13 protein-coding genes are annotated in these 14,464 nt (G+C 70.7%); all 13 read left to right on the top strand.

The annotated features are described in order from the left end of the window. The first annotated feature begins 4 nt into the window (after positions 1-4). The 13 genes from BM290_RS07670 (at position 5) to BM290_RS49065 (ending at position 14,447) form a co-directional block, all read left to right on the top strand. Positions 5-1,597: a ThuA domain-containing protein gene (locus BM290_RS07670; RefSeq protein WP_239143252.1), complete on the top strand. Its 1,593-nt coding sequence runs from the start codon at positions 5-7 to the stop codon at positions 1,595-1,597. A 180-nt stretch (positions 1,598-1,777) separates the two neighbouring features. Further along, positions 1,778-2,785 (top strand): sugar phosphate isomerase/epimerase family protein, encoded by a 1,008-nt coding sequence (locus BM290_RS07665; protein WP_093611487.1) that lies wholly within the window; start codon positions 1,778-1,780, stop codon positions 2,783-2,785. Between the two features lie 240 nt (positions 2,786-3,025). Continuing rightward, entirely contained in the window at positions 3,026-3,955 is a 930-nt protein-coding gene (locus BM290_RS07660) for a sugar phosphate isomerase/epimerase family protein (RefSeq protein WP_093611485.1), read from the top strand. Position 3,956: 1 nt separating this feature from the next. Beyond that, complete coding sequence (locus BM290_RS07655) at positions 3,957-6,020, top strand: PQQ-dependent sugar dehydrogenase (RefSeq protein WP_093611483.1); 2,064 nt, start codon at positions 3,957-3,959, stop codon at positions 6,018-6,020. Between the two features lie 63 nt (positions 6,021-6,083). After that, entirely contained in the window at positions 6,084-6,851 is a 768-nt protein-coding gene (locus tag BM290_RS07650) for a sterol desaturase family protein (RefSeq protein WP_093611481.1), read from the top strand. Positions 6,852-6,980: 129 nt separating this feature from the next. Beyond that, positions 6,981-7,970, top strand: coding sequence for a sugar ABC transporter substrate-binding protein (locus tag BM290_RS07645; protein WP_093611479.1), 990 nt, complete (start codon positions 6,981-6,983; stop codon positions 7,968-7,970). A gap of 1 nt (position 7,971) precedes the next feature. Continuing rightward, entirely contained in the window at positions 7,972-9,021 is a 1,050-nt protein-coding gene (locus BM290_RS07640; RefSeq protein ID WP_093611477.1) for an ABC transporter permease, read from the top strand. A 3-nt stretch (positions 9,022-9,024) separates the two neighbouring features. Next, on the top strand, positions 9,025-9,825 hold the full coding sequence (locus tag BM290_RS07635; RefSeq protein WP_093611475.1) for an ATP-binding cassette domain-containing protein: 801 nt from the start codon (positions 9,025-9,027) through the stop codon (positions 9,823-9,825). A gap of 52 nt (positions 9,826-9,877) precedes the next feature. Continuing rightward, entirely contained in the window at positions 9,878-11,026 is a 1,149-nt protein-coding gene (locus BM290_RS07630) for a Gfo/Idh/MocA family protein (protein WP_093611473.1), read from the top strand. A gap of 205 nt (positions 11,027-11,231) precedes the next feature. Next, complete coding sequence (locus BM290_RS07625; protein WP_093611471.1) at positions 11,232-12,173, top strand: SDR family oxidoreductase; 942 nt, start codon at positions 11,232-11,234, stop codon at positions 12,171-12,173. Between the two features lie 4 nt (positions 12,174-12,177). Further along, on the top strand, positions 12,178-13,023 hold the full coding sequence (locus BM290_RS07620; protein ID WP_093612391.1) for a helix-turn-helix transcriptional regulator: 846 nt from the start codon (positions 12,178-12,180) through the stop codon (positions 13,021-13,023). Between the two features lie 35 nt (positions 13,024-13,058). Further along, the gene (locus BM290_RS07615) at positions 13,059-13,940 is read left to right on the top strand and encodes a phosphatase PAP2 family protein (protein ID WP_093611469.1); all 882 of its coding nucleotides are present in this window, start codon (positions 13,059-13,061) and stop codon (positions 13,938-13,940) included. Positions 13,941-14,102: 162 nt separating this feature from the next. After that, on the top strand, positions 14,103-14,447 hold the full coding sequence (locus BM290_RS49065; protein WP_239143253.1) for a DivIVA domain-containing protein: 345 nt from the start codon (positions 14,103-14,105) through the stop codon (positions 14,445-14,447). Positions 14,448-14,464: the final 17 nt, after the last annotated feature.

Genomic DNA, 14,464 nt, shown 5'->3' with positions numbered 1-14,464 from the left:
GCTGGTGTTCTCGAAGACCGCCGGGTTCCGGCACGACTCGATCGCCGCGGGCGTCCAGGCGATCCGTGACCTGGGGGCGGCGAACAACTTCACCGTCACCGCCACCGAGGACGCCACCGCGTTCACCACCGCCAACCTGTCCCGCTTCGCGACCGTCGTCTTCCTCAACACCACCGGCGACGTCCTCGACGCCGACCAGCAGACCGCCTTCGAGTCCTACATCCGGGCCGGCGGCGGCTACACCGGCGTGCACGCGGCCGCCGACACCGAGTACGACTGGCCCTTCTACGGCCGGCTCGTCGGCGCGTACTTCGCCTCCCACCCGGCGGTGCAGCAGGCCACGGTCAAGGTGGAGGACCGGGCGCACGCGTCCACCGCGCATCTGTCGCAGACGTGGCCGCGCACCGACGAGTGGTACGACTACCGCACCAACGCCCGCGGCACCGCGCACGTGCTGGCCACACTCGACGAGGGGTCGTACTCGGGCGGGCAGATGGGCGCCGACCACCCGCACGCCTGGTGCAAGACGGTGGACGCGGGCCGCTCCTTCTACACCGGCGGCGGCCACACCCCGCCGGCCTACGCCGAGACCGCGTTCCGGGCGCACCTGCTCGGCGGCATCCGCTACACGGCCAAGCGCACCAACGCCGACTGCCGCCCGGAGACCGGCTACACCGCCCTCTACAACGGGTCGGCGACCGGCTGGTCGCAGGCCGGGCCGGGCGCCTTCACCGACACCGACGCCACGCTCACCTCGACCGGGGGCATGGGCCTCTACTGGTACTCGGCGAAGCAGTTCACCAACTACTCGCTCAAGCTGGACTGGAAGCTGGCCGGCGACGACAACACCGGCGTCTTCCTCGGCTTCCCGCCGTCGAGCGACCCGTGGTCGGCGGTGAACAACGGCTACGAGATCCAGATCGACGCCACCGACGCGGCCGACCGCACCACCGGCTCGGTCTACACGTTCCAGGCCGCCGACATCGCCGCGCGCGACGCCGCGCTCAACCCGCCGGGGGAGTGGAACACCTACGAGCTCCTGGTCGAGGGGGAGCACCTGCAGGTCTTCCTCAACAGCGTCAAGATCAACGACTTCACCAACACCGATCCGGTACGGTCGCTCGCCGGCCACATCGGCATCCAGAACCACGGTGACGGCGACGACGCGTCGTTCCGCAACATCCGGATCAAGGAGCTGACCGGCCCCGCCGGTGGCGCCGGGCCGGTCGTCGGCCTGGCCGGCAAGTGCCTGGACATCAGTGGCGGCGGCGCCGCGGACGGCACCAAGGTGCAGCTGTGGACCTGCAACGGCTCCGGCGCGCAGGTCTGGTCGATCGCCGGGCAGGTGTGGCGCAACCCGCAGTCGAACAAGTGCCTCGACGTGGCCGGCGGCGCGACCGCCAACGGCACGAAGGCGCAGCTGTGGACGTGCAACGGCAGCGGCGCGCAGAACTGGGTGGCGCAGGCCGGCGGCACCGTGCGCAACCCGCAGTCCGGCCGGTGCCTGGACGTGTCGCAGAACAGCTCCGCCGACGGTCAGCAGATCCACCTCTGGGACTGTCACACCGGCGCGAACCAGCAGTGGCGTCTTCCCTAGACGTACCACCGCTACTAGGGTGGGTTGCGGCGACCGTGGACACAGCGGTGTCCGGGGACGGGAGGCGCAACCCACCCCGGCAGACCCGCCGCAGCCTGTCCTGACCGCTCGCCCCTCTCCGGCTCCTCGCGCCGGCACCGAATCCCCCTTTTCGGAATTCTGCTGCGAGGAAGTGAGACCATGGCGCGACCGATCACGCTGTTCACCGGCCAGTGGGCCGACCTGCCGTTCGACGAGGTGTGCCGGCTGGCCTCCGGCTGGGGCTACGACGGCCTGGAGATCGCCTGCTGGGGCGACCACTTCGAGGTCGACAAGGCGCTCGCCGACGACGGTTACATCGAACGCAAGCGCGAGACCCTGGCCAAGCACAACCTTCAGGTGTACGCGATCTCCAACCACCTGGTCGGGCAGGCCGTCTGCGACCACCCGATCGACGAACGGCACCAGGACATCCTGCCCGCCCGGATCTGGGGCGACGGCGAACCCGAGGGGGTGCGCCGGCGGGCCGCCGAGGAGATCAAGGACACTGCCCGGGCCGCGGCGGCGCTCGGGGTGCGTACCGTCGTCGGATTCACCGGATCGTCGATCTGGCACACGCTGGCCATGTTCCCGCCGGTCCCGCCGTCGATGATCGAGCGCGGCTACCAGGACTTCGCCGACCGGTGGAACCCGATCCTCGACGTTTTCGACGAGGTCGGTGTGCGGTTCGCGCACGAGGTGCACCCCAGTGAGATCGCCTACGACTACTGGACCACCAAGCGGGCGCTGGAGGCGATCGGCCACCGGCCGGCCTTCGGGCTCAACTGGGACCCGTCGCACTTCGTGTGGCAGGAGCTCGACCCGGTCAACTTCATCTTCGACTTCGCCGACCGCATCTACCACGTGGACTGCAAGGACGCGAAGGTGCGCACCGGCGACGGCCGCCGGGGCCGGCTCAGCTCCCACCTGCCGTGGGCCGACCTGCGGCGCGGCTGGGACTTCGTCTCCACCGGTCACGGCGACGTGCCGTGGGAGGACTGTTTCCGGGCGCTGAACGCGATCGGCTACGACGGCCCGATCTCCGTCGAGTGGGAGGACGCCGGCATGGACCGGCTGGTCGGCGCGCCGGAGGCCCTGCAGTTCGTGCGCCGGCTGGCGTTCGACGCCCCGTCGGCGGCGTTCGACGCGGCCTTCTCCTCCAACCAGTAACCGCCGCTCACCGCGAGGGGCCGGGCGTTGCCGCGTCCGGCCACTCCGCCGTGCCCTTTCGCTGCGGCCAGCAATAGTTTCATTTGTTTCATCCATATGTTTCTCTAGTGACGAACGTAAATTCGCGGTAACGTGCGGTACGGAAACCGCTCTGCACGAAAGTTGCCGCATGCGGGTTTGCCGCCACCGTGCCCCCGCATGCCATCCGTGTTCAATTTGCGAAACCGGAGGCACCACCGCATGCACGAGTCACCACCCCAACAGTCCTCGCTGAGCCGCCGCGGCCTCCTGGGCGCCGCCGCTGCCGGAGCCGCAGCCATCGGCGCGTCCACCGCGCTCGGCTCGCCCGCCGCGGCCGGCGGGCACTCGTCCCCGCGCCGGGTCCCCCGCGACCAGATCAGCGTGCAGCTCTACACGCTGCGCAACCAGCTCGCCGTCGACCTCGAGGGCAGCTTCACCCAGCTCGCCGCGATCGGCTACAAGCGGGTCGAGCACGCCGGGTTCGTCGGCCGGACCGCCGCCCAGTTCCGTACCGCGCTGGACAACGCCGGACTGCGCGCCACGTCCGGGCACGCCGGCATCCCGCAGCCGTGGAACGCCGAGACCTGGAAGCGCGCTCTGGACGACGCCGCGATCGTCGGCAACAAATTCATCGTCCACCCGTACTTCGGCACCGACGCCAACGGGCCGATCCGCAACGGCGCCGTCTACCGTGCCTTCGCCGCCGACCTCAACAAGGCCGGCGAGCTGGCGCGCCGGGCCGGGCTCAGCTTCGGTTACCACAACCACCACAACGAGTTCCTGCGCCAGGACGGCGGGGAGCGCACCGGCTTCGACATCATCACCCAGGAGACCGACCCGCGCCTGGTGCACCTGGAGGTCGACATCTACTGGGCCTGGCGCGGCGCCGCCGACCCGGTCGACCTGATCGAGCGCAACCGCCGCCGGATCAAGCAGGTCCACGTCAAGGACATGGATGTGAGCAGCAGCTTCGCCGACCCCGGCGCCGGCCTGATCGACTTCGAACGGGTCTTCCGCCGGGCCGCCGAGGCGGGACTCGTCGAGTACATCGTGGAACGCGACGACGCGGGCAGTCCGCCACGCACTCCCGCGCAGGCCCTGGACACCGCCCGGGTCGGCTACCAATACCTGACCGGGCTGAGGTACTGACATGCGACGTCTTCTCGCCGCGGCCGCCGCGGCCCTGCTCGCCACCACCGGTGTCGCCGGGTCCGGCAGCCCCGCCCAGGCTGCGCCGCCGCCGGACTCCGACTTCCAGAAGGTGACCCTCGACGACTTCCCGGGCGAGCCGATCGCCCTGGCCGTCCTGCCCGACAACCGGGTGCTGCATACCGCCCGCAAGGGGCAGATCCGCATCCACGAGCCACGGACCGGGCGCAATGTGCTGGCCGCCACCATTCCGGTCTACCTGCACGACGAAGAGGGCGTGCAGGGCATCGCCATCGACCCGGACTTCAGCCGCAACCACTGGGTGTACGTCTACTACTCCCCGGTGCTCGACACCCCGACGGACGACCCGGCCACCCCCGGCGTCAACGAGGGCGACGCCCCGGAGACCGGCACCGCCGCCGACTTCGCCCCGTTCAAGGGCCACCTGCAGCTGTCCCGGTTCAAGCTGCGCGGCAACACCCTCGACCTGGCCAGTGAGCAGAAGATCATCCAGGTCCCGGTCGACCGCGGCATCTGCTGCCACGTCGGCGGCAAGATCGACTTCGACGGGCAGGGCAACCTGTACCTGTCCACCGGCGACGACACCAACCCGTTCGCGTCCTCCGGCTACACGCCGATCGACGAGCGCCCGGACCGCAACCCCGCCTTCGACGCCCAGCGCAGCGCGGCCAACACCAACGACCTGCGGGGCAAGCTGCTGCGCATCACGGTCAAGGCGAACGGCACGTACTCGATCCCGAAGGGCAACCTCTTCAAGAAGGGCACCCCGAAGACCCGCCCGGAGATCTACGCGATGGGTCTGCGCAATCCGTTCCGCTTCGACGTCGACGAGCGGACCGGTGTCGTCTACATGGCCGACTACTCGCCTGACGCCAACCAGCCCAACCCGGCCCGCGGGCCCGCCGGCCACGGCCGCTGGATGGCCATCGACAAGCCGGCCAACTACGGGTGGCCGTACTGCGTCGCCCCGGACATGCCCTATGTGGACTACGACTTCGCCACCGGCACGTCCGGGCAGCCGTTCAACTGCGCGCAACCGGTCAACGCGTCGCCCAACAACACCGGGCTGCGCAACCTGCCGCCGGTGGAGAAGGCCGAGATCGTCTACTCGTACGGCGCCAGCGCCCAGTTCCCGCAACTCGGCACCGGCGGCATCGGCCCGATGGGTGGCCCCGCCTACCAGTACGACCGGCGCAGCAAGTCGCAGGTCAAGTGGCCGGCCGACTTCGACGGCAAGCCGCTGTTCTACGAGTGGACCCGGGACTACGTCAAGGCGCTGACCCTGGACGACGACGACCGGGTCACGAACATCGAGTCGGTGCTCCCGTCGATCGTCTTCGACAACCCCATGGACCTGGAGTTCGGCCCGGACGGCGCCCTCTACGTCCTGGAGTACGGGGACGGCTACTTCGCCGAGAACCCCGAGGCGCAGCTGGCCCGCATCGACTACGCGCCGGCGAACAAGACCCCGATCGTGAAGATCAACGCCGAGCCGACGGTCGGATCCGCCCCGTTCACGGTCAACTTCACCAGCGCCGGCACCGTCGACCCAGACGGCGACGCGCTGCGGTACGCCTGGGACTTCGACGCCGACGGTGACGTCGACTCACGGCACCCGTACCCGTCGTACACGTACACCGAGAACGGCGACTACCGGGCCACCCTGAAGGTCACCGATTCCACCGGCCGGTCCGCCTCCGCCGAGTTCCTGCTGCACGTCGGCCCGGTGGCGCCTACCGTCTCGTTCGTAACGCCGACCGAGGGCCAGCCCTTCGAGTTCGGCGACACGGTGAACTTCGAGGTCGCCGTCGTCGACGACAGCCCGGTCAACTGCGCGAACGTGCAGGTGTCCTACATCCTCGGTCACGACCAGCACGGGCACCCGCTCTCCACCAGCACCGGCTGCAGCGGCTCGATCACCACGTTCATCGACCCCGGCCACGCCGGCGCGGAGAACCTGGCGGCGGTCTTCGTCGCCGAGTACACCGATGCCGACGGCCAGACCGGCTCCGCCGAGGTCGTCCTCACCCCTGACGAGGAGTAACCGCCACCACGAGACAGGCAGGCCCGGCGCCCCTTGCCGGGCCTGCCCCGTACGCTCTGCCCCGTGACCAGCGTGCTGACCTTCCTCGACAGCCTGCACCCGGGCTGGTTCACACTGCTCGCCCTGGTGGAAAATGTCGCTCTCGTCGGCCTCGGCGCGCTCCTCGGGCACGTGGCGCTGCGGCTGCCCGGCGCCCGGCGGCTCACCCCCGATCCGGGCCTGGTCGAGCCTCTGGAGCTGGCCCTGGTGGTGAGCACGACGGTGGTCAACACCGCGATCACCGTGGCCGGCTGGTGGCTGTGGACCGGCGGTGTCATCGTCCTGCGCGCCCGCCTGGACCTGGCCGCGATCGCCGAGCTGGCCGTCCTCGTCCTGGTCATGGACGCGTTGATGTATGTCGGTCACGCCACCGTCCACCTGCGGCCGCTGTTCCCGTGGGTGCACCGGCTGCACCACGTCTTCGCCGACGCCCGGCCGATCACCCTGTTCGCCCTGCATCCGCTCGAAGCGATCGGCTTCGGGGCGATGTGGCTGGTCATCCTCGCGATCCACCCGTTCTCGGTGTGGGCCCTGGCCGCCTACGCGGCGCTCAACCTGATCTTCGGCATCCTCGGCCACCTCGGGGTGGAGCCGTTGCCGCCGGCCGTGCGCCGCCACGTCGTCTTCCGCTGGGTGGCCACCCCGGCCATGCACGTCGGGCACCACGCCGATCCGCGTTTCAACCTCGGCTTCTACACCACCGTCTGGGATCGCCTGTTCGGCACGCTCGAACCCGGTTACGACCTCCGGCGTGCCGCCACCGTGCCCGAGCCCTACCGTGGCGCGTACTGACAATCGTGGCGCCTTGTCAGCGCCTTCCGAATATTGTCAGGACAAAGTATTGACCTTGGTCTTGGTCAGTCACAGGCTGCAGTTGCACCGCCGCGAAACACGGCGGAAACATATAGAGAGGATCCGATGATGCGCAGGTCTCGCAGGTGGGCGTCGGTGGCCGCCCTGTCCGCCACGATGCTCGTACTCGCCGCTTGCAGCAGCGACAACGCGGTCAACGCCGAGAAGACCACCGACGCCGGCGGTGGCAAGGGCGGTTACGGATACAAGATCGCCGTCGTCACGCACGGGGCGGCCGGTGACGCGTTCTGGAGCATCGTGAAGAACGGTGTGGAGAAGGCCGGCGCCGACATGGGCGACACCATCAACTACTCCAGCGACGGCGACCCGCAGAAGCAGGCGCAGCTGATCGACGCCGCGGTGAACCAGAAGGTCGACGGCCTGGTCGTCTCGATGGCCAACCCGGACGCCCTCAAGGCCAGCGTCGAGAAGGCGGTCGCCGCCGGCATCCCGGTGATCACCATCAACTCCGGCGCGTCGCGGTCCAAGGAGTTCGGCGCGCTCACCCACATCGGACAGGACGAGAAGGTCGCCGGTGAGGCGGTCGGCGCCGAACTGAAGAACCAGGGTGTCAAGAAGGCCGTCTGCGTCATCCACGAGGCCGGCAACGTCGGTCTGGAGGAGCGCTGCGCCGCGGTCGCGAGCACTCTCGGCGCGCCCATCGAGAACCTCCAGGTGGACATCAACAACCTGCAGTCCTCGCAGGCCACCATCAAGGCCAAGCTGCAGGCGGACACCGCGATCGACGGTGTCGTCACGCTCGGCGGCCCGGTCGCGACCGTCGCGTCGGCCGCGATCGGCGAGGCCGGCTCGTCCGCGAAACTGGCCACCTTCGACCTGAACGCCGACGTCGCCAAGGCGGTCCAGGACGGCAAGATCCTCTTCGCCGTCGACCAGCAGCCCTACCTGCAGGGCTACCAGGCGGTCGTCATGCTGACCCAGTACAAGTCGAACCTCAACGTCCTCGGCGGCGGCCAGCAGGTGCTGACCGGCCCGGCCCTGGTCACCAAGGACAACGCGGCCCAGGTCGCCCAGCTCGCGGCGGCCGGGACCCGCTGACATGTCGACAGGCACCGCCACCGCGGCCGGCCCGGACGAGCGTCTCGCCCGGGTCGGCCTCCTGAAACGCCTGCTGCTCAAGCCCGAGCTGGGCGCCTCGATCGGCGCCGTGCTGGTCTTCGTGTTCTTCGCCGCCCTCTCCGACGTCTTCCGGTCGGCGAGCGGCGTCGCGAACTGGCTCGACCCGGCCTCCACGCTCGGCATCATGGCCGTCGCGGTGGCGCTGCTGATGATCGGCGGCCACTTCGATCTGTCGGCCGGCGTGCAGACCGGCACCGCGGCGATCACCAGCGGGCTGCTGACCACCTACTACGGCGTCAACACCTGGGCCGCGCTGCTGATCTCGCTGGCCCTGGTGCTGGCGATCGGCTTCGTCAACGGCTACCTCGTGGTGCGCACCGGGCTGCCGAGCTTCATCATCACGCTCGGCACGTTCCTCATGCTGCAGGGCCTCAACCTGGGCATCACCAAGCTCGTGACCAACACCGTGCAGGTCAACAACTTCAACAAGATCATTGGGTACGACGTGCTGCACGCCGTCTTCGCCAGTGAGATCACCATCGGCGGGGCGAGTTTCCAGATCGCGATCCTGTGGTGGGTGGTCGCGACGATCCTGGGTTCGTGGCTGCTGCTGCGCACCCGGTTCGGCAACTGGATCTTCGCCACCGGCGGGGACCCGAACGCGGGCCGCAACGTCGGGGTGCCGGTGGCCCGTACCACGATTTCGCTTTTCATGATCACTTCCTTCGCGGCCTGGTTCGTCGGCACCACCCAGATCGTGCGTCTCACCTCGATCCAGGCGCAGGCCGGCTTCGGGCAGGAGCTGATCTACATCGTCGCCGCGGTGATCGGCGGCTGCCTGCTGACCGGCGGGTTCGGCTCGGCGATCGGCGCCTCGATCGGCGCGCTGATCTTCGGCATGACCTCGCAGGGCATCGTCTACGCGGGCTGGGACGCCGACTGGTTCAAGTTCTTCCTGGGCGCGATGCTGCTGCTCGCGGTGCTCGCCAACCAGTACATCCGGCGCTTCGCCGAGCTGTCGAGGAGGTAGGGGATGAGCGACAGTCCACTGCTGGAGATCCGGGACGTCAGCAAGACGTTCGGCAGCGTCATCTCGCTCAGCGGAGTCTCCACGACCGTCCGCGCCGGCCAGGTGACCTGCGTGCTCGGCGACAACGGCGCCGGCAAGTCGACGCTCATCAAGATCCTGTCCGGGGTGCACCAGCCGGACGGCGGCGAGCTGCTGATCGACGGCAACCCGGTCCGGCTCGGCAGCCCCCGCGAGGCGCTCGACGCCGGGATCGCCACCGTCTACCAGGACCTGGCGATGGTGCCGCTGATGGCGATCTGGCGCAACTTCTTCCTCGGCTCCGAGCCGACCAAGGGGTGGGGGCCGTTCCGCCGGTTCGACCGGGCCACCGCGATCGAGACCACCCGCCGTGAGCTGGCGGACATGGGCATCGACATCCGCGACCCGGACCAGCCGGTCGGCACCCTCTCCGGCGGCGAACGGCAGTCGGTGGCCATCGCCAGGGCCGTCCACTTCGGGGCGCGCCTGCTGATCCTCGACGAGCCGACGTCGGCGCTCGGCGTCAAACAGGCCGGGGTGGTGCTGCGCTACATCGCGCGGGCCCGCGACCGGGGGCTCGGGGTCGTCTTCATCACCCACAACCCGCACCACGCCTACCCGGTCGGCGACCGGTTCCTGCTGCTCAACCGGGGCAAGAGCCTCGGCGACTTCGCCAAGAGCGAGCTGTCGCTGGCCGAGCTGACCCGGATGATGGCCGGTGGCGCCGAGTTGGACCAGCTGGCCCACGAGCTCGACCGCAACCCCGCCGGCAAGGCCACCTCATGACCCGGCCGTCCGGTGTCGCGGTGGTCGAGCGGCCTTCTGCGGAGGGCGTCCGATGACCCGGCCGCTCGGGGTGGCGGTCGTCGGGTTCGGGTGGATGGGGCACGCGCACACCCGCGCCTATCTGCGGGTCCGCCACCAGTACCCGGACCTGCCGATCGTGCCGCACCTGGTCACCGTCGCCGACCCGGAACCGGGCCGGGCCGAGGCGGCCGCCGCGCAGTACGGCTTCGCCACCGCCGCCACCGACTGGCGCGACGTGCTCGCCGACCCGCGGGTCGAGGCGGTCAGCGTCACCGCCCCGAACTTCCTGCACCGCGAGATCGGCGCGGCCGTCGCCGAGTCCGGACGGCACCTGTGGATCGAGAAGCCGGTGGGCCTGACCGGCGACGACGCCCGCAGGGTGGCCGGCGCCGCCACGACGGCGGGGGTGCGCAGCACGGTCGGGTTCAACTACCGGGCCGCGCCGGCCGTCGCCGAGGCCCGCGCCCTGATCGCGGGCGGCGCGATCGGCCGGGTCACCAACGCCCGGTTCCGGTTCTTCAGCGACTACGCGGCCCACCCGGACGGCGCGCTGTCCTGGCGCTTCACCCGCTCGCACGGCGGCAGCGGGGTCCTCGGCGACCTCGCCTCGCACGCCGTCGACCTGGCCCGGCACCTGCTCGGCGACATCGAGGCGCTGGTCGCCGACACCACCACGGTGATCCCCTCACGGCCCACCGTCACCGGCGCAGCCAGCCACTTCTCCCGCGCCGACGGGCCACCCGGGCCGGTCGAGAACGAGGACCACGTGCACGCGTTGCTGCGCTTCGCCGGGGGCGCCCGCGGCGTGCTGGAGGCCAGCCGGGTGGCGGTCGGCGAGCAGAACACCTACGGCTTCGAGGTGCACGGCACCACCGGGGCGCTGGCCTGGGACTTCCGGCGGATGGGGGAGCTGTCGGTGAGCACCGGCGCCGACTACCAGTCGCAGAGCTACCGGACCGTCTTCGCCGGGCCGGGGCAGGGCGACTTCGGGGCCTTCCAGCCGGGCGCCGGGATCGCGATGAGCTACGACGACACCAAGGTGATCGAGGCGGCGGGTTTCCTGCGGTCGATCGCCGACGACACGCCGTACGGCCCGACCCTGGACGACGCGGTCGCGGCCGCCGTCGTCCTGGACGCCATGCTCGACTCCGTGCGTACCGGAGCATGGGTCTCGCTCTGAATCGCTGTCGTCGGCCGGCCCGGTGACCGTTTCCGATATGTGGTTGCCGAAACCGGCCGGCACCGGCGGCCCGCCTCGCCGACGGGGTCGGCCGCCTGCCGGACCGCCCTGATCCGCGGCTGCCGCAACAGCCGCGGCCGGTAGCGTCGCAGCCTGGGATCGTCAGGCCGTGGATACCTCCGGTGGCCGCCCGCATGCTGGTCACATGGCACGCAGACAACCCACCGTCACTGTTCCCGACCTCACCGGCAAGCTCGCCGTCATCACCGGCGCCAGCGACGGGATCGGCCTCGAGATCGCCGCCCGCCTCGCCGCCGCCGGAGCCGAGATCGTCCTGCCGGTCCGCAACACCCGCAAGGGCGAGGCCGCGATCGCCGAGATCCGCCGGCGCACCCCCGCCGCCACGCTGTCGCTGCGCAGCCTGGAGCTGTCGTCGCTGGAGTCGGTGGCCGAGCTGGGCGCCGGGCTGCGGCAGGAGGGCCGGCCCGTCCACCTGCTGATCAACAACGCCGGAGTGATGACACCGCCCGACCGGCAGGTCACGGCGGACGGCTTCGAGCTGCAGTTCGGCACCAACCACCTAGGGCACTTCGCGCTCGTCGCGCACCTGATGCCCCTGCTGCGGGACGGCCGGGCCCGGGTGGTCACGCAGATCAGCGTGGCGGCGAACTCCGGCGCGATCAACTGGGACGACCTCAACTGGGAACGTTCCTATGACGGCGGGCGCGCGTACAGCCAATCGAAGATCGCCTTTGGTCTTTTCGGTCTTGAACTGGCCCGCCGCAGCCGGCAGCAGGGCTGGGGCATCACCAGCACCCTGTCGCATCCGGGCGTCGCCCCGACCAGTCTGCTCGCGGCCCGCCCCGAGGTCGGTCGGTCCCGGGACACCGCCGGACGACGGCTGATCGGCGCGCTCTCCGCCCGCGGGATCCTGCTCGGCACGGCCGGGTCCGCCGCGCTGCCCGCCGTCCTCGCCGCCACCACCGGCAGCGACGGCGGCTTCTACGGGCCGAGCGGACCCGGGCACCTCGGTGGCGCGCCGGCCGAGCAGAAGCTGTACTCGCGCCTGCGTTCCGAGGAGGAGGCCGCGCGGGTGTGGCGTACCTCCGAGGAATTGACCGCCACGTCCTTCGCGCGGCTACGGTGACGTGATGCAGATCGATCGGGCCGGTCTGGCCGAGTTCCTGCGCCGGCGGCGTGAGTCGCTGCAACCCGAGGACGTCGGCCTGCCCCGCGGGCAGCGCCGCCGGACGTCCGGCCTGCGCCGGGAGGAGGTGGCCACGCTCTGTCACATCTCCGCCGACTACTACAGCAGGCTGGAGCGGGAGCGTGGCCCGCACCCCTGCGAGCAGATGATCGCCTCCATAGCGCAGGGCCTGCACCTGTCCCACGACGAACGTGACCACCTGTTCCGGCTGGCCGGGCACCACCCGCCGGTCCGCGGGGCCTCCGGCGAGCACATCAGCCCCGGCCTGCTGCGCATCTTCGACCGGCTCGACGACACCCCCGCCGAGATCGTCACCGAGCTCGGCGAGACCCTGCGGCAGAACCGGCTCGGCGTCGCCCTCAACGGCGACCTCACCCGGTTCACCGGGCCGGCCCGCAGCATCGGCTACCGCTGGTTCACCGACCCGGCCTGCCGTGCCCTCTACCATCCCGACGACCACGCGATGCACTCCCGGGTCTTCGTCTCCGGCCTGCGTCACGTGGTCACCCTCCGCGGGCCCCGCTCCCGGGCCGCGCACCTGCAGAGCCTGCTGATGGAGAGCAGCGAGGAGTTCCGCGCCGTGTGGTCCGAGCACGAGATCGGCTTCCGCTTCTCGCATCTCAAACGGTTCGTCCACCCCGAGGTGGGCAACCTGGACCTCACCTGCCAGGCCCTGCTCGACCCCGACCAGGGACACTCCCTGCTCGTGTACACCGCTGTGCCCGGCACGGAGAGCTACGGCAAACTGGAACTCCTGGGCGTCGTCGGCGCGTTTGACGGCGGTCCGTAAGCTCGGGCGTTCGACGAACCCGGAGGTGGCCACGGATGACCACGCTGAGTCCCGACAGCGTGCGGCAGCACACCCGGGGGCGTCCCGGTCCGACGTACCTGGTGGCGCCGCTGCTCATCGGCGTGTCCGCCGGCGCCGGGCTGCTCGCCACCTACCACGTCTTCGTCCGTACCATCTCCGGCCAGTGGCTCGACACCGCCGCGATGCTCGGCACCGAGGTCCACCACGCCCGCCTCGAGGAGTTGCTCCGGAGCATCCTCAACGCCACCACCCTGTCCAGCCTCGTGCTGGTGTGCGTGATCGCGGCCGCCGTCGGCGTGGTCCGCAAACGCGTCGACCTGGCGATCGCGGCCGCGGTCCTGGTGCTGGCCGGCAACGCCACCACCCAGCTCCTCAAGGACTGGCTGCCCCGGCCCACCCTGGACGGCCTGACCTACCCCAACTCGCTGCCCAGCGGCCACACCACAGCCGCCGCGTCAGTGGCGTTCGCCCTGGTCATCGTGGTGCCGGCGGCGCTGCGCGGGCCCACGGCGCTGGTCGGCGCCGGATACACGGCGGCCATCGCGATCGGCACCGTGTGGGCGCGATGGCACCGGCCCAGCGACATCATCGCCGCGCTGCTGGTGGTCCTGACGTGGGGCGCCGTCGCCGTCCTCGGCGTCCGGGCGCTGCGCGCCCGGCGGGCCGTCGCCGCACCCGGCCGGCCGACCCGGCTCGCCACCGTGCCGCTGCTGGTCACCGCCGTGATCGGGATCCCCGCCACGGTGATCGGCCTGCTGCTGGGCAAATCGGCCGACGCCATGACGGCGGCCTCACCCGAACCCAGCCGGCTGACCTTCGTCACCGGGGCGGCCGGCATCGCCGCGGTGGTGGCGAGCGCCTTCGTCGTCTGGTTGTGGCTGGCCACCGACGACTGAGCCGCGGGCTTCGCCGGGGTCCGCCCGCTGCGCGCCTCGGCCCGCCGTGGACCGTGTCCGGTTACGTCGGCCGCCTCTGTTTCGTCGCCGTCAGTGACCCGGGTCTGCGTCTTGTCGGCTGTCGGCGACTGGCTGGTGCGGGACGTCTCTACGATGTCCGCCATGAGGCTCGACTTCACCTTCGTGCTGCGGGGATATGACCGGTCCCAGGTCGACGCGTTGCTCGGCCGGGCATCCGCGGCGCTCGACGCCGAGGACGCGTCGCAGCGTGCGCGGGCCCGGGAGGCGTTGCAGACGGCCGACTTCACGATCGTTCTCCGCGGTTACGACCGGGCCCAAGTGGACGGCGCGGTGCAGATGATGCTGCGCGAGCTCGACGCGGCCCCCTCCGAGGACCTGCGCGCCACGCTGGCGTCGGTGCTGCGCCTCCCGGACGCCGACGACCAGCTGATCATCGACGAGGTCCGCCGGCTACGGGCCCTGGCCGACCTGCACCGCCACGAATGACGAGACGGCGGTGACAG

Source organism: Actinoplanes philippinensis (assembly GCF_900113015.1).
Lineage (GTDB): Bacteria > Actinomycetota > Actinomycetes > Mycobacteriales > Micromonosporaceae > Actinoplanes > Actinoplanes philippinensis.
The sequence above is the reverse complement of the archived record's forward strand: the minus strand, read 5'-3'. Positions and strand labels throughout refer to the sequence as shown.

Bases quoted from the DNA above. Each gene is read 5' to 3' on its own strand.
- BM290_RS07665 (WP_093611487.1), top strand. From the start codon at position 1,778: ATGGCGCGACCGATCACGCTGTTCACCGGCCAGTGGGCCGACCTGCCG.
- BM290_RS07660 (WP_093611485.1), top strand. From the start codon at position 3,026: ATGCACGAGTCACCACCCCAACAGTCCTCGCTGAGCCGCCGCGGCCTC.
- BM290_RS07655 (WP_093611483.1), top strand. From the start codon at position 3,957: ATGCGACGTCTTCTCGCCGCGGCCGCCGCGGCCCTGCTCGCCACCACC.
- BM290_RS07645 (WP_093611479.1), top strand. From the start codon at position 6,981: ATGCGCAGGTCTCGCAGGTGGGCGTCGGTGGCCGCCCTGTCCGCCACG.
- BM290_RS07640 (WP_093611477.1), top strand. From the start codon at position 7,972: ATGTCGACAGGCACCGCCACCGCGGCCGGCCCGGACGAGCGTCTCGCC.
- BM290_RS07635 (WP_093611475.1), top strand. From the start codon at position 9,025: ATGAGCGACAGTCCACTGCTGGAGATCCGGGACGTCAGCAAGACGTTC.
- BM290_RS07630 (WP_093611473.1), top strand. From the start codon at position 9,878: ATGACCCGGCCGCTCGGGGTGGCGGTCGTCGGGTTCGGGTGGATGGGG.
- BM290_RS07625 (WP_093611471.1), top strand. From the start codon at position 11,232: ATGGCACGCAGACAACCCACCGTCACTGTTCCCGACCTCACCGGCAAG.
- BM290_RS07620 (WP_093612391.1), top strand. From the start codon at position 12,178: ATGCAGATCGATCGGGCCGGTCTGGCCGAGTTCCTGCGCCGGCGGCGT.
- BM290_RS07615 (WP_093611469.1), top strand. From the start codon at position 13,059: ATGACCACGCTGAGTCCCGACAGCGTGCGGCAGCACACCCGGGGGCGT.
- BM290_RS49065 (WP_239143253.1), top strand. From the start codon at position 14,103: ATGAGGCTCGACTTCACCTTCGTGCTGCGGGGATATGACCGGTCCCAG.